Raw genomic sequence first — 21,874 nt, 5'->3', positions numbered from 1 at the left:
CGCGTGGAGCTTCACCCCAGTCCACCGGCGCACGTGGCGCCGCCACCCGGTACGCCGGGAGCGCGGCGCCGTGGGACCGTGCGCGGGTGCCGCGGCCGGCCTAGCAGGGGACAGCGACCCCGGCCGCGACTGGGCCGAGAGGTGGGACGGCCGGAGTCCGGGGACGCCCGGGACCGGCCGTCGCACCCCCGGCCCGAGCCGGGGCACACCCGGCGCACTCCCCCGTGAGTGCTGCGCCGCTACGCGCGTCCCCGTGCGCCGCAACCCTCCGGACCACTACACACCGTGATCATCGATGATTGCCCCGGCGGCAAACGGACCGGATCGAACTGTGCCGAATCGGTTGCAGAGCCGGCCCTCCGTCCAGCACGATGCTCGTTGTAAGCGGTTCTCCCGGCGACCTGACGGCTCACCGAGGAGTCCGGCCCGCACCGTTCCGCGGTCGCCACCCAGCGAGGCGACAGCGGTTTTCACTTCACGCTCCGTGAGCGATGAACCGGCGCAGACCAGCGCGCCGCCCGCCGCTCCACGCGCGTGCGCGCCCCGCGCCGCCGGCCACCCACGCCGGGAACCGCGAGGGCGCGGACCGAAGCCAACCGACACGACGGCGCTCCTCCCCCGGCGCCGTCACCCCAGCACCGGCGCGGCCCTGACGCCGAGTGCTGAGCGACAAAGGGCCCCGTTCCCCCGCGGGGCCCTTTGCCCTTTCCGGACCCGCCGGGCTCAGGGGTGCTCGCGCCAGACGCTCGGGTCGACCGGCTCCTCGGCCCGCGGCGGCGGCACCTCGGCGGCGCCGGCCGGCGTGCCGGCCGCGGGGGCGATCGGCGCTTCGTGTGAGCCGAGCACCTCGCTCACCCCGCTCCCGGGAGCGAGCGGGCCGTCCTGCGGCGCGGCGGGCTGCGGCGGAACCCCGTACCCGGGAACGCCCGACCCCGGCACGCCCTGACCCGGCACGCCCTGCGTGGGGACGCCGGGCGGCGGCGGCCCGTACGACGACCCCTGCGGCACGGGCGGCGCCGACGGGTACGGGGGCGGAACCGCGCCCCGGGGCGCACCGCCGTACGGCACACCCCCGTACGGCGGGGTGCCGTACGGGGGTGTGCCGTACGGAGCCGCGGCGTACGGGCCCGCGGGGTGCCCGGCACCCGCGCCCCCGCCGCGGACCGCCACCAGCAGCGACGGCACCAGCAGCGCGCCGACCACCGCCCAGACCGCGTTGGCCACCAGGAGGGTCAGGAAGGTCAGCCCGACCGAGGTCTCCCGGGACACCTCCAGGTCGGAGGTCAGACCCATGCCCGTCGCGGACGAGGTCCGGGTCAGCACCGACCCGGCCACCGCCGTCAGCGCGGTGAGCGCCGCGGCGTGCACGGCCGCCAGCCGCAGCCGGTCGGCCGCGTCCAGCTGCCGCCGGTACGCCGTCCAGCCGAGCGTCCCCGCCGCGAGGAGCGCCAGCAGGCCGGCCCAGCGCCAGTCGGCGGTCACCCGGTCGTGCAGGTCGAAGTAGGAGAGGTCCAGGTCGTCGCCGCGCGTGCCCCAGAACGTCCCGTCGCCGAACCTGCCGCTGCGAACCTGGAAGGTCGCCCCCGAGCCGAAGCCGAGCAGGAGGAGTCCGAGGTTGGGCAGGAAGGCCAGCGACAGCGCGATCTGCCCGCCGCTGGTGCTGTTCACCGCGACCAGGACGAAGGCCACCACCGAGGCCAGGGCCACCGACACCGCCATCGCCCGGCCCGCGGCCAGCGCGGCCACCGCCCAGCCGCGCACCGACCGGCTGCGCCAGGCGGCCCAGCGCAGCGCGTCGGTGCCGTAGACGAGGAAGGCCAGCAGTCCGGCCAGCAGCAGGGTCCAGCCGACCGCCTCCAGCCAGCCGGCGTCCGCGGTGACCGTCGGCCGGGGCAGATCCCGGCCGACGGCGTCGTCGGACACGTCGTAGGAGTCCCGCAACTGCCGGCTCGTACCGCCGACCGCCCAGAGCAGCGTGGTCACCACCGCCAGGACCACGGCGGTGCGCAGCCCCTCTCCCGCCGCCCGGCCGCGGGTCAGCTGCCCCTCCACCGCCTTGCGGCGGCGCAGCCCGGCCCGCAGACCGACCCAGAGCGCCAGGCACCACAGGACGGTGACGGTCATCGGCGCCACCCGGATGACGATGTCCATCCGTTCGGTGTCGCCCCGGCTCAGCGTGCTCTGGTACCCGAGCCTGAACGGCGCGCCGAGCGCGTTCAGCGTGATCGACAGCGTCACGCCGAAGCGGTCGCCGAAGTCGGACGACCCGACCTGGTACTCGTCCTGGTAGCCGTCCGCGGTGGCCGCGATCAGCGCGGCCAGCAGCAGCACGACGGTCGGCGCGACGGCCGCCTTGACCGCCGGGAGCCAGTCGGCCCAGGTCAGCAGACGGCGGACGGACGACTGCGGGGCGTACGGCGTCCCGGCGCCCCAACTGCCCACCGCGGGAGGGGCGGGCGGGCCCCCGCCGTAGCCGTAGCCCTGGCCGTAGCCCTGGCCGTGGGCGTGGGCGTAACCCTGGCCCTGGCCGTGACCCTGGCCATGGCCGTACGGCGGCTGCGGCCCGTACCCGGGCGGGGCCGCGGGCGCGAGCGGCCGCCCGCACGAGCCGCACGCCGACGCCCCTTCCCCCGACATCGCGCCGCACGATGCGCAGTTGACCATGGACCGGTTCCCCCCGCTCGACGAGTCCCTGGGCTGCCCCAAGGAGCCCGTTTATCCCATCGGACCCGAACGGATGTCAACCGGTAACGGCCGCAAGCGGATTGGCCCTTCGCGGGGGCTTCAGCCGTGCTTCTTCGGGACCTCCGGAACGGCCAGCAGCGGCAGCCGCAGCGCGCCGAACGCGCCCTCCGGCACGGCCGGCCGCACCGGCGCCACCGGGGAGACCCGCCGGTACGCCTCGTCCTGCGCCGGGCGCGGGTCGGCCTCGCCCTTGTTCGGCCACATCGACATCGCGCGCTCGGCCTGCGCGGTGATGGTGAGCGAGGGGTTGACGCCGAGGTTGGCGGAGACGGCCGCGCCGTCCACCACGCTGATCCCGGGGTAGCCGTACAGCCGGTGGTACGGGTCGACCACGCCGGTCCCGGGGGCGTCGCCGATCGGGCAGCCGCCGAGGAAGTGCGCGGTCATCGGGATGTCGAAGATCTCGCCGACGGTGCTGCCCGCGAAGCCGTTGATCTCGTCGGCCAGCGCCTGGGCGCCCTGCTCGGCGGCGGGGATCCAGGTCGGGTTGGGGGCGCCGTGGCCCTGGCTGGAGGTGAGCCGGTCCTTGCCGAGCGGGCCCTTCTTCAGCGAGACGGTGATCGAGTTGTCCAGCGACTGCATCACCAGGCCGATGATCGTCTTCTCGGACCAGCCGCGCTGGTTCATCGAGCGGGCGAAGGTCACCGGGTGGAGCACCGAGTTGCCCAGGTAGCGCAGCCAGCGCGGGGCCCGTCCACCGCCCTTGACCTGGGCAATCGACAGCGCGCCCATCGCGTTGGAGCCCTTGCCGTAGCGGACCGGCTCGATGTGGGTGTTGGCGTCCGGGTGGATCGAGGAGGTGATCGCGACGCCCTTGGTGAAGTCCGCCTTGGCGCCGTAGCGCCGGTCGGTGGTCTGCGCGCCCACCAGGGCCTCGGAGTTGGTGCGGGTCAGCTCGCCGAGCCGACTGGAGATCCGGGGCAGGTGCCCGGCGGCCCGCATCCGGTGCAGCAGCGACTGGGTGCCGTAGGTGCCGGCGGCGACGACCACCCGGGCGGCGGTGATGGTCCGCGCGCCCGCCTTCACCCGGTCCGTCTTCGAGCGCGAGTCGGTGCGGCGCACGTCCACGGCGTAGCCGCGGCTCCCGTCGGCCCCGTCGATCTCCCGGATCCGGGCGACCGTGGTGAGCGGGTGGATCTCCGCGCCGCCGCGCTCCGCCAGGTGGAGGTAGTTCTCGGTGAGCATGTTCTTGGCGCCGTGCCGGCAGCCGGTCATGCACTCGCCGCACTCCACGCAGGCCCTGCGGGCCGGGCCGGCGCCGCCGAAGTACGGGTCCGGGACCTCGTCGCCGGGCGCCGCCTTGGCCGCGCCCCCGGCGTCCTCGCCGTCGCCGAAGAACACCCCGACCGGGGCCATGTGGAAGGTGTCGGCGACGCCCATCCGCTCGGCGGCCGCCTTGAGGTGGACGTCGGAGGGGGTGACGGTCGGGTTCAGCCGGACCCCGAGCATCCGCCGCGCCTGGTCGTAGAACGGCGCCAACTCCTCCTGCCAGTCGGTGATGTGGCGCCACTGGCGGTCCTCGAAGAAGGCCTTCGGCGGCACGTACAGGGTGTTGGCGTAGTTCAGCGAGCCGCCGCCGACCCCGGCGCCGGCCAGGATCAGCACATTGGCCAGCAGGTGGATCCGCTGGATGCCGTACAGCCCGAGCTGCGGCGCCCACAGGTAGTTCGGCAGGTCCCAGGAGTTCCTGGGCAGTTCGTCCCGCTCGAAGCGCCGACCGGCCTCCAGGACCGCGACCCGGTAGCCCTTCTCGGTCAGCCGCAGCGCCGCGACCGATCCGCCGAAGCCGGACCCGACCACGACCACGTCGTAGTCGAACTCCGCCGCACCGCCGGACTCCACCATCTGCCACCGCTCCTTCGCCGGGATGAACATGCCTGTGGGAACCACGAGTCGGGCCCCGCGCGACTGCGGCGGGGCCCGGGTGCCGCCCGGGCCGGGTACCGCGGGCCCGGGTGCCGCCGGGGCCGGGTACCGCGGGCCCGGGTGCCGCCGGGGCCTACCTGAAGCGCAGCGCCTTGAGCGCGCGCAGCCCGCCGGTCAGCACGGCGGCGAACTGCCTGTCGTCCAGGCCGAACGAGGGCGCGATCGGCATCAGCCGCTGGGTCGCGATGGTCTGCGCCTCGGTGAACCGCAGGATGCCCTCGGCACCGTGCCGGCGGCCCAGCCCGGAGTCGCCCATGCCGCCCATCGGGGAGGCGACCGAGCCGTACGCGGCCGCGTACGCCTCGTTGACGTTGACCGTCCCGGTGCGCAGCCGGGCCGCGACCGTCCGGCCGCGTCGCAGGTCCCGGCTCCAGACGCTGGAGTTCAGGCCGTACGGCGTGGAGTTGGCGGCGGCCACCGCCTCCTCCTCGGTGTCGAAGCGGTAGACGGAGACGACCGGGCCGAAGGTCTCCTCGGCGCAGACCGACATCTCCGGGGTGACGCCGTCGAGGATGGTCGGCTCGAAGAAGAACGGGCCGAGGTCCGGCCGGGCGCGGCCGCCGGCCAGCACGGTGGCGCCCGCCTTGACCGCCTCCTCCACGTGCCGGGTGGTGGCCTCAAGCTGGCGGACGGAGACCAGCGAGCCCATGTCCGCGCCGTACGCGAGGCCGCCGCCGAGGCGCAGCGCCCGGGTGCGGGCGGCGAAGCGCTCCAGGAACTCGTCGGCCACCGAGCGGTGCACCAGCAGCCGCTCGATCGAGATGCACAGCTGCCCGGCGGAGGAGAAGCAGGCCCGGACGGCGCCCGCGGCGGCGGCGTCGAGGTCGGCGTCGGCGAGCACCAGCATGGCGTTCTTGCCGCCGAGTTCGAGCGAGGCGCCGACCAGCCGGGCGGCGGCGCGCTGGGCGACGTCGCGGCCGGTGCGGGTGGAGCCGGTGAACGAGACGTAGTCGGCGTGCTCCACCACGGCCGGGCCGATCACCGGTCCGTCGCCGATCACGATCTGCCACAGGTCGGCCGGCAGGCCGGCCTCGACGAGCAGCTCGCGGGCCCACAGGGCGGTCAGCGCGGTCTGGGTGTCGGGCTTGTTGACCACCGCGTTGCCGGCCGCGAACGCGGGCAGGGCGTCGCCGACGGACAGCTCCAGCGGGTAGTTCCAGGGCGAGATGTGGCCGATCACGCCCTTGGGGCGGCGGGCCTCGACCGCGTGGGTGAGCACCGGCAGCGCGCCGCCGCGCCGCTTGTCCTTGAGGTAGCCGTGCGCGGCCCGCCCGTAGTGCCGGGCCGCCATGGCGACGGCCAGCACCTCCTCGAAGGCGTGCAGCCGGGCCTTGCCGGTCTCCGCCTGGATCAGGTCCAGCACCTCGTCCTGCCGCTTGAGCAGCAGGTCGTGGAAGCGCAGCAGGACGGCGGCCCGGCGGCGCACCGGCAGCGCGGCCCAGGCCGCCTGGGCGCGGCGGGCCAGCCGGAAGGCGACCTCGACGTCGGCCGGGGTGGACTGCGGCAGGCCGGCCAGCCGCTCGCCGGTCAGCGGGGCGACGGTCTCCACCAGGTCGGGCTCGCCGGTGGCGGTGACGCCGGCGGCCAGCCGGTCGACCAGGGACGGCGGGACGGCCGCCGCGACGGTCCGGGCCCCGCCGGGGGCCGCCGGGTTGCCGGCGCCGGGGTGCCCGGTGGCCACTGCATCTGCTGTGAGGTCCGACATACGGCGCAGCCTAGGCCTTCGGCGGCCGGTCCGGTACCCGTGGGTAACAAGAATCTGCCGCAGTCGGGTGACAGCGGGCGCTCCGGCCGTCGGCGCCGTCCCGCGACCGCCCGCCCGACCGGGCCTGCCGGCGACCGGCCGCGCTCAGCGGGTCGGCGTGAAATCGCGGAGCACCGCGTTGAAGCGCTGCTCCGCCTCGGTCCACTCGTTGCCCCGCTCCGGGCTGGAGGAGTAGATCGCGTAGCTGGTGCCGTCGTCGTCGAGGAACTCGGCCTCGACCGCCCGCCGCCGGCCGCCGCCCTGGGCGGCGTAGCTGAACTCCCAGACGGCCGCCTCGTGGCCGTTGACCGCCACGCTGGTCATCTTGTGCTGCTTGTAGTCCTTCAGCGACTTGGAGACGGCGCCCTCCATCTGCCGCATGTGCTCCAGCGGCTTCACCGACTGCCCGGCGGTGACGGAGAACTGCAGGTAGTGCGTCTTGTTGTCGGGGCTGTAGTAGATCTGGTTGTCGGAGGTGGTGCTGCGCTGCCAGGTCGGCGTGCCGGAGGGCAGCGGGAAGCGGAAGCCGGCCGGGTCGTCGACCCAGCGGTAGCCGTTGGGCGCCGCCGCCGAGGGGCTGCTGTCGGGCTCCGGTCCGGTCGGCTCGACCGGTCCGGTCGGCTGCGGCTCGTCGGGGCCGCCGCCGACCACGTACCGGGTGACGAGGAAGGTCCCCGCGGCCGCCAGCAGGCCGATCGCCACCGCGACGGCGACGATCCTGATCAGGTTGCGGCGCTTGGCCGGGCCGCGCGCGGGCGTGACGGCGTGCGCCACCGGCGCGACCGGCGCGGTGTGCGCCTGTGCGGCGGCCGCCCCGCCCCCGGAGGTGTCCTGGGTGGCCGGGGCGGCGGCGGGAGTGCCGACGGCCGCCTGTTGCTCGGTCGGCCCCTCGGAGCCCCCTTCCGGGGCCTCCGCGGCCTCCGCCGGGCCCTCCCCGCGGTCCACCACCGGTACCGACCGGGTGGGCGCCCGCAGCGGCGCGACGGCCTTGAAGCCGATCGTGTGCCCGGCCTGCACCTCGGCCAGCATCCGGGCCACCTCGTCCGCGGTCGGCCGCTCGTCCGGGTCCTTGGCCATCAGTGCGGCCAGCACCGGCCCCAGCGGCCCGGCCCGGCGCGACTCCGGCAGCGGCTCGTCGACGACCGCGGCCAGCGTGGTGATCGGCGAGTCCCGCCGGAACGGCGACTGGCCCTCGACCGCCGCGTACAGCGTCGCCCCGAGGCCCCACAGGTCGGAGGCCGGCCCGGGGCGCTCGCCCTGGGCGCGCTCCGGCGCCAGGTAGTCCGGCGAGCCGACCAGGTCGCCCGGCCGGGTCAGCTCGGTGGAGCCCTCGTACTTCGCGATGCCGAAGTCCAGCAGCACCACCCGCCCGGTGCCGCGCTCCAGCAGCACGTTGGCGGGCTTCACGTCCCGGTGCAGCACGCCCAGCTGGTGGCCGCGGTGCAGCGCGGCGAGCACCTGGCTGCCGACCTCGGCGGCGGCGCGCGGCTGCAAGGTGCCGTCCTGGCTGATCACGTCGGCCAGCGAGCGGCCGTCGACCAGTTCCATCACGATCCACGGCCGGCCGTCCTGCTCCAGCACGTCGTGCACGGTGATCACGCCGGGGTGCTTGATCCGCGCGGCCGCGACGGCCTCGCGCTTCATCCGGGTGTGCAGGATCTGCAGGTCCTCCTCGGGGAGGTGGTTGACGGTGAGCTCCTTGACCGCGACCTCGCGGTCGAGCATCCGGTCCCAGGCCCGCCAGACGGTGCCCATGCCGCCACGGCCGAGCCGCTCACCGAGCTCGTACCGCCCGGCCAGCAACCGCTCCGCCTCGGCCGCTTCCGGCCCGTCCTGCACACCCATCTGCGACCGCTCCCCCACACATTCCGCCTGCCGTCACCGCGACGGAGGGCCTGGTGCAGACCACTGTTCGAACAAATCTCACGCACACATTAGGCGTAGCCCGCCGCCCCCGGTAATCACACCCGCCGCCCGGACCGGCGACAACCGCTCCGCCCGGGCCGTCAGCCTGCGAACAGCACCACGGCGGCAATTCCGAGCGCCAGCAGGACAAAGACTCCCCCCACCAGCAACGGTCCCCACAGGGCCGGGGGTATCCGTGGCGGTTTCCCGCCACCGCCGGGCCCGTTCCCGGTGCCGTCGCCCGCCACCGCATTCCCGGAATGCCCGGCCTTCCCGCCCCCTCGGCCGCCCTGGCCGCCCCGGTTGCCCCGGCGCGGCCGCACCACCAGCGGCGCCTCCGGCTTCAGCGTCACCGCCCCCGCCGCCCGCTCCTCGTCCACCGGCTCCGGCGCGCCCGCCAGCAGCTCCGCCAGCTCCCGCCACACCGTCTCCGCGGTCGGCCGCAGCACCGGATCGGGCTGCAGCAGCCGCTCGACCAGCGGCCCCAGCGGCCCGCAGGCCGCCGAGTGCTCGCGCCGCCCGTCCCGGACGGCCGTGACCAGCTCCGGCACGCCGGCCTCGGGGTAGGGCGAGCGGCCGGTGACCAGCCGGTGCAGCAGCACCCCGAGCGCCCAGCAGTCGCCCGCCGGACCGCCGTCCAGCGGCCAGCGCTCCGCCACCGGGCCGACCAGGGTGGCCCGCACGTCGTACCGACGCCGCCCGCCCGGCCCGCCGAGCTCCTCGGCCAGCGCCTCCTGCGCCACCCCGGCGAGCAGCCCGCCGAGCATCGCCGCGCCGTCCTCGCAGACCAGCACCGACTCGGCGGTCAGGTTGCCGTGGGTGAGACCGGCCCCGTGCAGCGCCCGCAGCGCGCCGGCCAGATCCGCCGCCAGCTCGGCCGCCCGGTACGGCGGGACCGGCCCGCCGCCCAGCAGTCCGGCCGCCGTCAGCCCGGCCGGGCGCTCCTCGGCCGTCCACAGCAGGTCGCCCTCGACGAAGGCCCCGACCCCGCGCAGCAGCCGCGGGTGCGCGGCCGGCGCGGCCGAGCCGACCGCCGCCACCCGCCGCACCAGCCGGTCCGCCTGCGCGGGTACCGCGTCCTCCGGGTCCTGACCGGCGGTCAGCAGCGCGGGCAGCTCCAGGGCGCGCAGCAGCACCGATTCACCGGTCCGCTCGTCCACCGCGTGGGCTCGGAAGGGTTCCGGACGGTCCGTCAGCCGGTACCGTCCCGCCAGCAACTGCCCGGGGCCGCCTCGCATGCCAGTTCCTCTCGCTCACCGAGCAGCCTACTGAGCGGCTCCTTTACGCTCGGTCCCATGGACTGGACCGATCTGATCGACACCGCCTTCCGGGTGGCGGGAAACCACGACCGAGCCGACCGGGCGGAAGCCGTCCGCACCGTCGAGGGAACCGTCATCGACGGCGAGGAGCCGGTCGCCTCCACCGCCGGGCGCCACCCCGACCACTTCCGGAAGGGGGTGCTCGTCCTGACCACCCACCGCCTGCTCTTCCTGAAGGACGGGAAGCCGCCGGTACCGGTTCCGCTCACCGCCGTCACCGACGCCACCGTGACCCGCACCAGGCTCAACGGCGACGTGCTGACGGTCGTCGCGCTGACCGGCTCGCACCGCTTCGAGGACGTGGTCAAGGCCGACGTCTTCGCCGAGCGGGTACGGGAGTCCGCCCGGCTGGCCCGGACCGCCCCGGTGCCGCGGCAGCCGGCCGACCCCGCCGCGCCGACCGCGCCCGACGGAGGTGACGGCGAGCAACTCATCGGCCGGCTGGAGCGGTTGGCCGCCCTGCGCGCCTCCGGGGCGCTCACCGAGGACGAGTTCACCCGGGCCAAGCAACGCCTGATCGGCTGAGCCCGGCCGCCGGCGGAGCCGCCCCCGCCGGCTCCCCGCGGTTACGGCGCGGGCTGGAAAGTGGCGAAGACGACGTCCCGGACCGGGGCCTGCGCGGCCCACTGCGCGTCCGGGACGATCCAGTAGATCGAGTAGCCGTACTTGGCCGGAGTCCCGGTCACGAAGCCGCGGTTGAGCGAGTGCGTCTTGGGCGTGCCGTTGGTCCACTCCCAGTCCGCCGCGTTGGTCCACTGCCGGTAGCTGATCGCCGACAGGTTCAGCCGCTGGTAGTTGGTGACCTGGCCGCGCACGTTGGGCTCGGAGGCCTGCCAGTCGGCGACCGCGCTGTCACCCGGCGAGGTCGTCCACTCGATCCGCAACTGGCTGCCGTCCGCCGCGTTCTTGAAGATCCGTCGGTTGGCGTCGGACCCGGCCGGCTGCAGCCAGTCCGGCAGGACGACCGAGAAACCGCTCGGGTCCTTGTACTCGTGGTACCCGGCCGGCACCGCACCGCCCGGCACCGGCTGCGCCGGGGTCTGGACGGGGGCCGGGGACTGCGCGGGAGCCGCCGGCGTGGTGGCCGCGGGCTGCGCGGGCGCGGGCACCGAGGCCGCGGACGCCGCGGGCGCGGTGGCCTCGGCGCCCGGCGTCCCGGTGGCCGCCGGTGCGGGCGCGGGCTCGGCCGCCGACGGCGCCGCGCTCTGACCCGCCGTGGCGTCCGTGCTCGTCGCCACCGGCGAGGTGGCACCCGCGCTCTGCCCGCCGCCGCGGGTGGAGGCGCCGTTCGCGTCGCCGTCCCCGCCCAGGGCCTGGACCACCGCGACCACGCCCGCGATCAGCAGCAGCACCACGACCACGGTGGCGATGGCCAGCCGCCGCCGGCCGGTGCGCGGGTCGGCCCCGGCGGCCTGCGTCGCGCCCATCGTCCACTCGCTGGTCACCGGCCGGATCGGATCGGCCCCCGGCTCGCCCACCGGGGCGGCGGGCTCGGCCACGGCCGCTGCGGGCGGCACCTCGTCCCGGGCCCGGCTGCCCACCCGGACCGTCCCCAGCAGGCCGCCCACGGTCAGCTTCCGGCCCGTCCCGGGCTGCTCCGGCCCGGGCTTCGGCTCCGGCTGCGGCGCCGCCTGCGGCTCGGCCCCCGGCTCCGGGTCCGGCACCGACGGCGACGCGGCCCCCGGCTTCGGCTCCGACCCGGACGTCGACTCCGCGGGCGCCGCGGGCGCCGCGGCCGGCCGCTCCACCGGCATCGCGTACTCGGTGGTCGACTCGGCCTTCACGGTCGCCTCCGCGACCACCCGCTTGAGCATCGACCGGGTCTGCGAGGCGTCCAGCCGCTCGGCCGGGTCCTTCTCCAGCAGCCCCTCGATCACCGGCCCCAGCGCCCCGGCGTTCGCCGGCGTGGCCAGGTCCTCGGTCATCACCGCGGTCAGCGTGGCCAGGGCCGAGCCCCGGTCGTACGGCGGCCGGCCCTCGACCATCGCGTACAGCGTGCCGCCGAGCGACCACAGGTCGGCCGGCGGCCCGGGCTTCTGCCCGCGGGCCCGCTCCGGGGATATGTACGAGGGCGCGCCGACCAGCATGCCGGTGGAGGTGACCGAGGCGTCGCCCTCCACGCTGGCGATGCCGAAGTCGGTCAGCACGACCCGGCCGTCCTCGCCGATCAGCACGTTGGACGGCTTGACGTCCCGGTGCAGGATGCCCAGCGCGTGCGCGGCGATCAGCACGCCCAGCACGTCGAGCGCGATCTCGGCGGCCCGGCCGGGCGAGAGCGGCCCGTCCTCGCGGATGACGTCGGCCAGCGAGCGGGACTCGACCAGCTCCATGACGATCCACGGCCGGTCGTCCTCGTCGACCACGTCGAAGACGGTGACCGCCGAATTGTGCCGGATCCGCGCGGTCGCCTTGGCCTCGCGCAGCGTCCGGACGATCAGCCGGTGCTTCTCCTCCTCCTCGACGCTGGCGTTCATCCGCAGTTCCTTGACCGCGACGGTCCGGCCCAGCATCTCGTCCTCGGCGCGCCAGACGGTGCCCATGCCGCCGCGTCCGAGCACGCCGTTCAGGCGGTAGCGGCCGGCCAGGAGGCGGCCGGTGGAACCCTGCGCCTGGGTCATTCGGAACGTTCCCCCATGTGCTGCTGGCGGTCGTGGTGACGGCGTGTCGGACCGGCCGGGCCCGAACGCCCAAGCCTCCATCATCCCCTGTCCCGGGGGCCCGCGACCACCCGCCCCCCGTCCCAAGCTGGGACGAACCGGAACGGGAGCGGCGCTCCGTGCCCGATCTGTGATCGAAAACTCGCCAAGATCCGCCCGCATCACTGCTACCGTTCGGCAGCTGATCGTCTTTTCCGGGGGGATTCGACGCCCATGACCGCACCCGCACCGGGCACTGACGGCCCATCGGCCCGGCCGCGCACCGCCCCGCACTACTCGGTCGCACCGGCACCCGCCTCCCCCGAGGGCTACGTGGTGCCCGGCATGCCCGGCGCCCCGGTACAGGGCTACGAACCCGTCGAACCCCTCGGCCCCACCCCCCTGGCCACCCCGACCTCCCCCCGGACCTCCCGCCGCCGCGTCACCCCCCGCCGCCGCACCGGCCCGGCCGTCGCCCTCGCCGTCCTCGCCATGCTGCTCGGCGGCCTCGCCTACGGCTGCGCCCCGCTGCGCGCCGCCGACAGCCTCGGCTGGCTGGCCATCGCCCAGGCCGGCCTGGTCGCCCTCCCGCTCGGCCTGCTCGGTGGCCGGAACCGGCTGCTCCCGCCGCTCGGCGCCCTCTTCGCGGCCGGCGCGCTCCTCCTCGGCCAGCTGACCGAACACCTGCGCCGGGTGCACGCCGACGGCCCCGGCCCCGGCGGCCTCCTCCACGACACCCTGACCAGCTGGCGCGGCGACCTCCGCCCGCTCGACGCCGCCTTCTACGCCATCGCCCTGATCGGCGGCTTCCTGCTCACCCGCCGCACCGCCGACCGCGGTTGACCCCCGCGGGCGGCGCGCCCGAACGCCCCCGGACAGCCCGAAGGCCCCCGCCACCCGGCGAGGGCCTTCGTCAGCGCACGGCTCAGCGGTGGTCGAGCGCCGGGTTGACCGTCACCTCGACCCGCTGGAACTCCTTGAGCTCGGTGTAGCCCGTGGTGGCCATCGCGCGGCGCAGCGCACCGAACAGGTTCATGGTGCCGTCCGGGGTGTGCGACGGACCGGTCAGGATCTCCTCGGTGGTGCCGACCGCGCCGAGGTTCACCCGCTTGCCGCGCGGCAGCTCCTCGTGGACGGCCTCCATGCCCCAGTGGAAGCCCTTGCCCGGGGCGTCGGTGGCGCGGGCCAGCGCGGCACCGATCATCACCGCGTCGGCGCCGCAGGCGACGGCCTTCGGGATGTCGCCGCTGTAGCCGACGCCGCCGTCCGCGATCACGTGCACGTAGCGGCCGCCGGACTCGTCCATGTAGTCGCGGCGGGCGGCCGCGACGTCGGCGACGGCGGTGGCCATCGGCACCTGGATGCCGAGCACGTTGCGGGTGGTGTGGGCGGCGCCGCCGCCGAAGCCGACCAGCACGCCGGCCGCGCCGGTCCGCATCAGGTGCAGGGCCGCGGTGTACGTGGCGCAGCCGCCGACGATCACCGGGACGTCCAGCTCGTAGATGAACTGCTTCAGGTTGAGCGGCTCGGCGGCGCTGGAGACGTGCTCGGCCGACACGGTGGTGCCGCGGATGACGAAGACGTCGACGCCGGCGTCCACGACGGCCTTGGAGAACTCGGCGGTGCGCTGCGGCGAGAGCGCGGCGGCGGTGACCACGCCGGAGTCACGGACCTCCTGGATCCGCTGCTTGATCAGCTCGGCGCGGATGGGCGCGGCGTAGATCTCCTGCAGCCGACGGGTCGCGACGGCCTCGTCGGTGATCCCGGCGATCTCGTCCAGCAGCGGCTGCGGGTCCTCGTAGCGGGTCCAGAGGCCCTCCAGGTTCAGCACGCCCAGGCCGCCGAGGCGGCCGATGGCGATGGCCTGCTGCGGCGAGACCACGCTGTCCATGGGGGCGGCCAGGAACGGCAGCTCGAAGCGGTAGGCGTCGATCTGCCAGGCGATCGAGACCTCCTTCGGGTCCCGGGTACGGCGGCTGGGGACGACGGCGATGTCGTCGAACGCGTACGCCCTGCGGCCGCGCTTGCCTCGCCCGATCTCGATCTCAGTCACTTCGAGCCCTTCTGCTGCTTTGTTGCTGTGCCCGCCGGGTCACCCCGGCCGCACCCCAGTATCCCGTACGGAGGGCGCCACCGCCCCGACGGCCCGCACCCCGGACGCGGCGAGGGGCCCGCCACCGCGGTGCGGCGGACGGGCCCCTCGGTGGTCCGAGCCGGGCGGGCCGGTCAGCGGGCCGAGTAGTTCGGCGCCTCGACGGTCATCTGGATGTCGTGCGGGTGGCTCTCCTTGAGGCCCGCCGAGGTGATCCGGACGAAGCGGCCCTTGCTCTCCATCTCGGCGATGGTGGCGGCGCCGACGTAGCCCATGGTCTGGCGCAGGCCGCCGATCAGCTGGTGCAGCACGGCCGACAGCGGGCCGCGGTACTGCACCTGGCCCTCGATGCCCTCGGGGACGAGCTTGTCGTCCGAGGCCACCTCGGCCTGGAAGTAACGGTCCTTGGAGTACGAGCGGCCCTGGCCGCGGGACTGCATGGCGCCCAGCGAGCCCATGCCGCGGTAGGACTTGAACTGCTTGCCGTTGATGAACAGCAGCTCGCCCGGGGACTCCTCGCAGCCGGCCAGCAGCGAGCCGAGCATCACGGTGTCGGCACCGGCGGCCAGCGCCTTGCCGATGTCGCCCGAGTACTGCAGGCCGCCGTCGCCGATGACCGGCACGCCGGCCGCCTGGCAGGCCTGGGCGGCCTCGTAGATGGCGGTGATCTGCGGGACGCCGATGCCGGCGACCACGCGGGTGGTGCAGATCGAGCCGGGGCCGACGCCGACCTTGACGCCGTCCACGCCGGCGTCGATCAGCGCCTGGGCGCCGTCCCGGGTGGCGACGTTGCCGCCGACCACGTCGATGCCGACGGCCGACTTGATCTTCGCGATCCAGGCCAGCGCGTTGTGGCTGTGGCCGTGCGAGGTGTCGACCACCAGGAAGTCCGCGCCGGCCTCGACCAGGGCCTGGGCCCGGTCGAACGCCTCGGCGCTGGCACCGACGGCGGCGCCGACCAGCAGACGGCCCTCGGCGTCCTTGGCGGCGTTCGGGTACTGCTCGGCCTTGACGAAGTCCTTGACGGTGATCAGGCCCTTGATCCGGCCCTCGTCGTCGACCAGCGGCAGCTTCTCGATCTTGTGGCGGCGGAGCAGCGCCATCGCGTCGACGCCGGAGATGCCGACCTTGCCGGTGATCAGCGGCATCGGCGTCATGATCTCGCGGACCTGGCGGCTGCGGTCCGACTCGAAGGCCATGTCGCGGTTGGTGACGATGCCGAGCAGCTTGCCGGCCTCGTCGGCGATCGGGACGCCGGAGATGCGGAACTTGGCGCACAGCGCGTCGGCCTCGGCCAGCGTGGTGCCCGGGCCGACCGTGATCGGGTCGGTGACCATGCCGGACTCGGAGCGCTTCACCAGGTCGACCTGGTTGGCCTGGTCCTCGACCGACAGGTTGCGGTGCAGCACGCCGACGCCACCCTGGCGCGCCATCGCGATGGCCATCCGGGCCTCGGTGACCTTGTCCATCGCGGCGGAGAGCAGCGGGATGTTGACGCGGACGTTCCGGGAGACCCGCGAAGAGGTGTCCACCGCGTTCGGCAGCACCTCGGAGGCCCCGGGCAGCAGCAGGACGTCATCGAACGTGAGCCCGAGCATGGCGAACTTCTCGGGTACGCCTGCGGCGTTGTAAGACATTTGGGGGGTACCTTCCGTGGCCGGCCTAATCCGCTCACGCCCTGAGGGTGGGGGCGCATTCATCGCTCACTCGCGCAGACCGCCGAAAGCCGGGTGCAATGGGAGGATCCTCCAAGGGGACCCAGCGCGCACCCGTGAAACTTTGGCAACCCGCCCAGGCGCCGATACCCCATGGTACTGGCACCGCGAATGTGTCCTCGTGTGCCCTTGACAACAACCCCGCCCCGCAGCTCATTCCGGCCGGCCGCGGCTGCGCGGCCGACCGGGACGGCCGTGGTCAGGCGAGGTCAGGCGAGGTCAGGAGGATTCCTCGGCGAGCGCCCGCAACCGGCTGAGCGCCCGGTGCTGGGCCACCCGGACAGCGCCCGGCGACATCCCGAGCACCTCGCCGGTCTCCTCCGCCGACAGCCCGGCGGCCACCCGCAGCAGTACCAGCTCGCGCTGACGGGCCGGCAGGTTGGACAGCAGTTCCTTGGCCCAGGCCGCGTCGCTGCTCAGCAGCGCCTGCTCCTCCGGGCCGAGCGCCTCGTCCGGCACCTCCGGGAGGTCGTCCTGCGGGACGACGGTCGAGCCGGGCCCGCGCATCGCGGCCCGCTGCAGATCGGCGATCTTGTGCGCGGCGATCCCGTACACGAAGGCCTCGAACGGCCGCCCCTGGTCCTTGTACCGGGGCAGCGCGCAGAGCACCGCGACGCAGACCTCCTGGGCGACGTCGTCCACGTGGTGCCGGGCCCCGCCGGGCAGCCGGACCAGCTTGGCGCGGCAGTAGCGCAGCGCCAGCGGGTGGACGTAGGCGAGCAGGGCGTCGATCGCCGGGCCCTCGCCGCGCACCGCGGCCGCGACCAGCTCGCCCACCAGCGGCGAGCCGCCCGTACCGAGCACCGGCGGGCGCCCCGGTCCGGCACCGGAACCGCCCGGAACGCCGGAACGACCAGGAGCACCCGAACCGCCGGGAGCGTCTGAATCGGCGTACGACGGATCGTGACCCGGGCCGGAGGGCTCGGCCTCCACCGGGTCCGCCTGGCCGGCCGCACCGGCGACGTCGTCGCGCATCGGTCCATGGTGCCTGGTCGAACGGGAAAACGCGGCACCGCGTCCGGAGTTGTGCACCGGAACGTTATGCGCTGCCGCACCATGGAGCGTGCCGCGCACCACCGGCCCCTCCTGCACCGTGCCGCCTCCCGCCCCGCCGTCGGTGGTTCCGTCCGTCGCGCCGTCCGCCGAGTGTCCTGCGGCTGCGTGGTTCGCCGCAGTGCCTGTCCGCTGGTCCCCGAGGTGCTCCACTCCTCCATGGTGCAACCTCGGGACCGTAACGTCACACGCCCGTGCACTGACCGGTCCGGGCACGACCGGCGCCGCGCCGCACCCGGCGGCGCCGCCGGTGGTCAGCGGACCAGGCCCCAGCGGAAACCCAGCGCCACCGCGTGCGCGCGGTCCGAGGCCCCGAGCTTCTTGAACAGCCGTCGGGCGTGGGTCTTGACGGTGTCCTCGGACAGGAACAGCTCACGCCCGATCTCGGCGTTGCTGCGGCCGTGGCTCATGCCCTCCAGCACCTGGATCTCACGCGCCGTCAGCGTCGGCGCGGCCCCCATGTCGGGGCTGCGCAGCCGACGCGGGGCGAGCCGCCAGGTCGGGTCGGCGAGGGCCTGGGTGACGGTGGCCCGCAGTTCGGCGCGCGAGGCGTCCTTGTGCAGGTACCCGCGGGCGCCCGCGGCCACCGCGAGCGCGACCCCGTCGAGGTCCTCGGCGACGGTGAGCATGATGATCCGCGCGCCCGGGTCGGCGGACAGCAGCCGCCGGACCGTCTCGACCCCGCCGAGGCCGGGCATCCGGACGTCCATCAGAACGAGATCGGAGCGGTCGGCCACCCAGCGGCGGAGGACCTCCTCCCCGTTCGTCGCGGTGGTGACCCGGTCCACCCCGGGTACGGTCGCGACCGCGCGGCGAAGCGCCTCGCGGGCGAGCGGGGAATCGTCGCAAACGAGAACGGAAGTCATGACCGTCGTCCTCCGCAGCTGATCCGCGTCACGTTGAGCCTCCTGGCTGGTACGAACCTCTCCGACACGGCCGATCGACGACGGACTCCGTGCTGATCGCCCCAATTGCCCGCGATCGTTCCCGACGTCCGGCGGCCGCCAACCGCCTCCGCACTTCCAACGACCGTCACTCGAATGAGTTACGGCCTTCAGGGCCATCTCCACCACTGTACGTGGCCAACCCATTACCGATCAGCCGCATCGCGGTGCACACGCCGCACTTTTCCGCAGCTCGCGCGCGGTGGGCGCACGACCCGCACACCGATTCGGTGCGTCGCGCGCCCGTCGGCCACCCGATTGCCACGCCCGCGCCCGCCGGAGACCCTTGCCCACTTTGCCCGTTTTTATAGCTTTCGTATGGTCATTGACTGTTGTGCCAGTGTGTGGGTGACTTGTCCATGGAGTTGCCTTAAGTCATATTTCCAGGTGTCCACACCAGTGCATCGAAGCCCCGCCGTGCCGCTCGGCAGCAGCCCGCCGAACGCCCGGCCGACGGCCGACAGCCTCTGAAGGGAATGAGCCATGGCAGATTTCTCCCGCCTCCCCGGTCCCAACGCGGACCTCTGGGACTGGCAGCTCTCCGCAGCCTGCCGTGGCGTGGACAGCTCGCTCTTCTTCCACCCCGAGGGCGAGCGCGGAGCCGCGCGCAGTTCGCGCGAGGCCAGCGCCAAGGAGGTCTGCATGCGCTGCCCGGTGATCGCCGAGTGCGCGGCGCACGCGCTGGCGGTCCGCGAGCCGTACGGGGTCTGGGGCGGGATGACCGAGGACGAGCGCGAGGAGATGCTGGGGCGCTCGCGGCACCGGCTGGTGGAGGTCCCGCTGACCCCGCCGGCGGTCGCGCAGCACTAGACCCGCCTCCACGACGCGCCGTGAAGAAACGTTTCTTCGCGGCGCCGCAGCCCGGTCGCGCCCGATCCGCGACCCGCCCCGAGCCCCGCCGCTGAGCCCGTCACCGGGCACTGCCGGCCCCACCGGCCGCGTCAGCGGGCGGCCGCCGCCCCCGCCAGCCGCTCCAGCATCAGCGCCACAGCCGGCACCTCGGCCAGGTCCGGCAGGGTCAGCGCGACCACCTGGCGCACCGCCGGTACCCCCGAGGCCGTCCGCACCGGCACCGTCGACACGCCGTCAGGGCGCACCGACTGCAGCGCCAGCCGGGGCAGCACCGCCACCCCCAGCCCGGCCGCCACCAGGCCGACCACCGCCGGGTAGTCGTCCGTCGCGAAGTCGATCCGGGGCTCGAAGCCCGCGGCAGTGCAGAGCTCCACCAGGTGCCCCCGGCACTGCGGGCAGCCGGCGATCCACTGCTCCCCCGCCAGCTCGGCCAGCCCCACCGCCCCGCCCCGCCCGGCCAGCGGGTGCCCGGCCGGCAGCAGGCCCACCAGCGGGTCGTCCAGCAGCGGGGTGGCCACCAGATCGGACCAGTCCGTCCCGGCGGTCAGCTGCTGGGCCTCCAGGTTGGCCTCGGCCCGCGCCTCGCGCGGCGTGCCGTGCGCGGAAGCAGAAGCGGACGCGGGCAGCGCGGCGGTGCCGTCGGGCTGCGGGTAGCGGAAGGCCAGCGCGATCTCGCACTCGCCGCCGCGCAGCATCGCCAGCGACTCCGGCGGCTCCGCCTCGACCAACGACACGCGCACTCCCGGATGGCTGTCCCGCAGCCGGGCGACCGCGGGCGGCACCAGGGTGGAGCTCGCGGTCGGGAAGGACACCAGCCGCACCCGGCCGGCCCGCAGGCCGGCGATCGCGGCCACCTCCTCCTCGGCGGCGGAGAGCCCGGCCAGGATCCCGGTGGCATGCTTGAGCAGGACCCGACCGGCCTCGCTGAGCTGCATCCCGCGGCCCGAGCGGACCACCAGCGGGGTGTCCACGGACTTCTCCAGCGCCTTCATCTGCTGGCTGATGGCGGGCTGCGTACAGCCCAGCTCGCGGGCGGCGGCGGAGAAGGAGCCGGTGCGGGCGACGGCACGCAGGACGCGCAGGTGGCGGGCCTCGATCATGCCTTAGTTATAAGGCAATCTTTGCGTTCTGCAAAATTCTACTGATAGTTGAAGGCCCGACAGTTGCAACCGCAAGGGGAGCGGACGCCGGAGGCCCGGCCCGCGTCCCCTCGCGGGGCGCGGACCGGGCCTCCGGTCAGTGGTTCGGGCCTCAGTGCGAGTGGCCGTGACCGTGGGAGTGGCCGTTGTCGGCCTCCTCCTCCTTCTTCTCCACCACGAGGGTCTCGGTGGTGAGCAGCAGGGAGGCGATCGAGGCCGCGTTCTCCAGGGCGGAGCGGGTGACCTTGACCGGGTCGATGACGCCGGCCTTCACCAGGTCGCCGTACTCGCCGGTGGCGGCGTTGTAGCCCTGGCCGATCTCCAGCTCGGAGACCTTGGAGGTGATGACGTAGCCCTCCAGGCCGGCGTTCTGGGCGATCCAGCGCAGCGGCTCGTGCAGCGCCTTGCGGACGACCGCGACACCGGTCGCCTCGTCGCCGGACAGGCCCAGGCCGTCCTCCAGCACCTTGGCGGCGTGGACCAGGGAGGCGCCGCCGCCGGCGACGATGCCCTCCTCGACCGCGGCGCGGGTCGCCGAGATGGCGTCCTCCAGGCGGTGCTTGCGCTCCTTCAGCTCCACCTCGGTGGCGGCGCCGACCTTGATGACGCAGACGCCGCCGGCCAGCTTGGCCAGGCGCTCCTGCAGCTTCTCGCGGTCCCAGTCGGAGTCGGTGGCGGCGATCTCGCCCTTGATCTGGGCGACGCGGCCGGCCACGGCCTCGGCGTCACCGGCACCGTCGACGACGGTGGTCTCGTCCTTGGTGATGGTCACACGGCGGGCGGTGCCCAGCACGTCCAGACCGACCTGGTCGAGCTTGAGGCCGACCTCCTCGGAGATGACCGTGCCGCCGGTCAGGGTGGCCAGGTCGCCGAGGATCGCCTTGCGGCGGTCGCCGAAGCCCGGGGCCTTGACGGCGACGGCGTTGAAGGTGCCGCGGATCTTGTTCACGACCAGGGTCGACAGCGCCTCGCCGTCGACGTCCTCGGCGATGATCAGCAGCGGCTTGGAGGCACCGCCCTGCAGGATCTTCTCCAGCAGCGGCAGCAGCTCCTGGATGGAGGAGATCTTGCCCTGGTTGATCAGGATGTACGGGTCCTCCAGGACCGCCTCCTGCCGCTCCGCGTCGGTGACGAAGTACGGCGACAGGTAGCCCTTGTCGAACTGCATGCCCTCGGTGAAGTCCAGCTCCACGCCGAAGGTGTTCGACTCCTCGACGGTGATGACGCCGTCCTTGCCGACCTTGTCGATCGCCTCGGCGATCAGCTCGCCGACCTGGGTGTCCTGGGCGGAGAGGGACGCGACGGCGGCGACGTCGTCCTTGCCCTCGATCTCGCGGGCCACGGACAGCAGGTGCTCGGAGACGGCGGCGACGGCCTTGTCGATGCCCTTCTTCAGGGCGGCCGGGCCGGCACCGGCGGCGACGTTGCGCAGACCCTCGTTGACCAGGGCCTGGGCCAGCACGGTGGCGGTGGTGGTGCCGTCACCCGCGACGTCGTTGGTCTTGGTGGCGACCTCCTTGACGAGCTGCGCGCCAAGGTTCTCGTACGGGTCGTCCAGCTCGACCTCACGGGCGATGGTGACACCGTCGTTGGTGATGGTCGGGGCGCCGAACTTCTTGTCGATGACGACGTTGCGGCCCTTGGGGCCGATGGTCACCTTGACGGTGTCGGCCAGCTTGTTGACACCGCGCTCCAGCGAGCGGCGGGCGTCCTCGTCGAACTGCAGGATCTTCGCCATGTTCCCTATTCCCTCGGGGCTGCGGCCGGCCGACCGGCCGCCGAACTACGTGAACCAACAACCACG

At 74.3% G+C, this 21,874-nt stretch carries 15 protein-coding genes; 3 read left to right on the top strand and 12 right to left on the bottom strand.

From position 1 onward, the window contains the following. Positions 1-723: 723 nt before the first annotated feature. From AB0Q99_RS10880 to AB0Q99_RS10860, 5 genes are all read right to left on the bottom strand, one after another. The gene (locus tag AB0Q99_RS10880) at positions 724-2,637 is read right to left on the bottom strand and encodes a proline-rich domain-containing protein (RefSeq protein ID WP_363570228.1); all 1,914 of its coding nucleotides are present in this window, start codon (positions 2,635-2,637) and stop codon (positions 724-726) included. 147 nt (positions 2,638-2,784) lie between these two features. Further along, positions 2,785-4,620, bottom strand: a complete 1,836-nt coding sequence (locus AB0Q99_RS10875; protein WP_363570226.1) for a GMC family oxidoreductase — start codon at positions 4,618-4,620, stop codon at positions 2,785-2,787. 124 nt (positions 4,621-4,744) lie between these two features. Next, the gene (locus AB0Q99_RS10870) at positions 4,745-6,376 is read right to left on the bottom strand and encodes a succinic semialdehyde dehydrogenase (RefSeq protein ID WP_363570224.1); all 1,632 of its coding nucleotides are present in this window, start codon (positions 6,374-6,376) and stop codon (positions 4,745-4,747) included. A 144-nt stretch (positions 6,377-6,520) separates the two neighbouring features. After that, positions 6,521-8,260, bottom strand: a complete 1,740-nt coding sequence (locus AB0Q99_RS10865) for a protein kinase (RefSeq protein WP_363570222.1) — start codon at positions 8,258-8,260, stop codon at positions 6,521-6,523. Positions 8,261-8,421: 161 nt separating this feature from the next. Beyond that, positions 8,422-9,558 carry a hypothetical protein gene (locus AB0Q99_RS10860; RefSeq protein WP_363570221.1) on the bottom strand — a complete coding sequence of 379 codons (1,137 nt, stop codon included), beginning with the start codon at positions 9,556-9,558 and terminating at the stop codon, positions 8,422-8,424. Between the two features lie 57 nt (positions 9,559-9,615). On the opposite strand from AB0Q99_RS10860, the gene AB0Q99_RS10855 reads away from it, so the two are divergent. Next, positions 9,616-10,164: an SHOCT domain-containing protein gene (locus AB0Q99_RS10855; protein ID WP_363570219.1), complete on the top strand. Its 549-nt coding sequence runs from the start codon at positions 9,616-9,618 to the stop codon at positions 10,162-10,164. Between the two features lie 41 nt (positions 10,165-10,205). On the opposite strand, the gene AB0Q99_RS10850 is transcribed toward AB0Q99_RS10855, so the two are convergent. Next, positions 10,206-12,257 (bottom strand): protein kinase, encoded by a 2,052-nt coding sequence (locus AB0Q99_RS10850; RefSeq protein WP_363570217.1) that lies wholly within the window; start codon positions 12,255-12,257, stop codon positions 10,206-10,208. A gap of 252 nt (positions 12,258-12,509) precedes the next feature. Between AB0Q99_RS10850 and AB0Q99_RS10845 the strand changes: the two genes are divergently transcribed. Continuing rightward, positions 12,510-13,118 (top strand): hypothetical protein, encoded by a 609-nt coding sequence (locus AB0Q99_RS10845; RefSeq protein ID WP_363570215.1) that lies wholly within the window; start codon positions 12,510-12,512, stop codon positions 13,116-13,118. An 82-nt stretch (positions 13,119-13,200) separates the two neighbouring features. Here AB0Q99_RS10845 and AB0Q99_RS10840 read toward each other — a convergent pair whose 3' ends face one another. From AB0Q99_RS10840 to AB0Q99_RS10825, 4 genes are all read right to left on the bottom strand, one after another. Next, positions 13,201-14,328, bottom strand: a complete 1,128-nt coding sequence (locus tag AB0Q99_RS10840) for a GuaB3 family IMP dehydrogenase-related protein (RefSeq protein WP_363570213.1) — start codon at positions 14,326-14,328, stop codon at positions 13,201-13,203. Positions 14,329-14,501: 173 nt separating this feature from the next. Beyond that, positions 14,502-16,004: an IMP dehydrogenase gene (guaB, locus tag AB0Q99_RS10835; RefSeq protein ID WP_363570211.1), complete on the bottom strand. Its 1,503-nt coding sequence runs from the start codon at positions 16,002-16,004 to the stop codon at positions 14,502-14,504. Between the two features lie 297 nt (positions 16,005-16,301). Continuing rightward, positions 16,302-16,862 (bottom strand): RNA polymerase sigma factor ShbA, encoded by a 561-nt coding sequence (gene shbA / locus AB0Q99_RS10830; RefSeq protein WP_350511509.1) that lies wholly within the window; start codon positions 16,860-16,862, stop codon positions 16,302-16,304. A gap of 527 nt (positions 16,863-17,389) precedes the next feature. Beyond that, on the bottom strand, positions 17,390-18,001 hold the full coding sequence (locus AB0Q99_RS10825) for a response regulator transcription factor (RefSeq protein ID WP_014136228.1): 612 nt from the start codon (positions 17,999-18,001) through the stop codon (positions 17,390-17,392). Between the two features lie 561 nt (positions 18,002-18,562). Between AB0Q99_RS10825 and AB0Q99_RS10820 the strand changes: the two genes are divergently transcribed. Continuing rightward, a complete protein-coding gene (locus AB0Q99_RS10820) occupies positions 18,563-18,889 on the top strand; it encodes a WhiB family transcriptional regulator (RefSeq protein WP_030055868.1) in 327 nt (108 codons plus the stop codon). A gap of 131 nt (positions 18,890-19,020) precedes the next feature. Here AB0Q99_RS10820 and AB0Q99_RS10815 read toward each other — a convergent pair whose 3' ends face one another. Together AB0Q99_RS10815 and groL are read right to left on the bottom strand one after the other, a co-directional pair. After that, positions 19,021-20,031, bottom strand: a complete 1,011-nt coding sequence (locus tag AB0Q99_RS10815; RefSeq protein WP_363570209.1) for a LysR substrate-binding domain-containing protein — start codon at positions 20,029-20,031, stop codon at positions 19,021-19,023. 151 nt (positions 20,032-20,182) lie between these two features. After that, positions 20,183-21,808, bottom strand: coding sequence for a chaperonin GroEL (gene groL / locus AB0Q99_RS10810; RefSeq protein WP_363570207.1), 1,626 nt, complete (start codon positions 21,806-21,808; stop codon positions 20,183-20,185). Between the last annotated feature and the right edge of the window lie 66 nt (positions 21,809-21,874).

The organism is Kitasatospora sp. NPDC086791 (assembly GCF_040685975.1).
GTDB lineage: Bacteria > Actinomycetota > Actinomycetes > Streptomycetales > Streptomycetaceae > Kitasatospora.
The sequence above is the reverse complement of the archived record's forward strand: the minus strand, read 5'-3'. Positions and strand labels throughout refer to the sequence as shown.

Coding starts and splice junctions, on each gene's coding strand:
- AB0Q99_RS10870 (WP_363570224.1), bottom strand. CDS start 6,376: ATGTCGGACCTCACAGCAGATGCAGTGGCCACCGGGCACCCCGGCGCC.
- AB0Q99_RS10820 (WP_030055868.1), top strand. CDS start 18,563: ATGGCAGATTTCTCCCGCCTCCCCGGTCCCAACGCGGACCTCTGGGAC.
- AB0Q99_RS10845 (WP_363570215.1), top strand. CDS start 12,510: ATGACCGCACCCGCACCGGGCACTGACGGCCCATCGGCCCGGCCGCGC.
- groL (WP_363570207.1), bottom strand. CDS start 21,808: ATGGCGAAGATCCTGCAGTTCGACGAGGACGCCCGCCGCTCGCTGGAG.
- AB0Q99_RS10875 (WP_363570226.1), bottom strand. CDS start 4,620: ATGTTCATCCCGGCGAAGGAGCGGTGGCAGATGGTGGAGTCCGGCGGT.
- AB0Q99_RS10865 (WP_363570222.1), bottom strand. CDS start 8,260: ATGGGTGTGCAGGACGGGCCGGAAGCGGCCGAGGCGGAGCGGTTGCTG.
- AB0Q99_RS10850 (WP_363570217.1), bottom strand. CDS start 12,257: ATGACCCAGGCGCAGGGTTCCACCGGCCGCCTCCTGGCCGGCCGCTAC.
- AB0Q99_RS10880 (WP_363570228.1), bottom strand. CDS start 2,637: ATGTCGGGGGAAGGGGCGTCGGCGTGCGGCTCGTGCGGGCGGCCGCTC.
- AB0Q99_RS10860 (WP_363570221.1), bottom strand. CDS start 9,558: ATGCGAGGCGGCCCCGGGCAGTTGCTGGCGGGACGGTACCGGCTGACG.
- AB0Q99_RS10855 (WP_363570219.1), top strand. CDS start 9,616: ATGGACTGGACCGATCTGATCGACACCGCCTTCCGGGTGGCGGGAAAC.
- AB0Q99_RS10825 (WP_014136228.1), bottom strand. CDS start 18,001: ATGACTTCCGTTCTCGTTTGCGACGATTCCCCGCTCGCCCGCGAGGCG.
- AB0Q99_RS10815 (WP_363570209.1), bottom strand. CDS start 20,031: ATGATCGAGGCCCGCCACCTGCGCGTCCTGCGTGCCGTCGCCCGCACC.
- guaB (WP_363570211.1), bottom strand. CDS start 16,004: ATGTCTTACAACGCCGCAGGCGTACCCGAGAAGTTCGCCATGCTCGGG.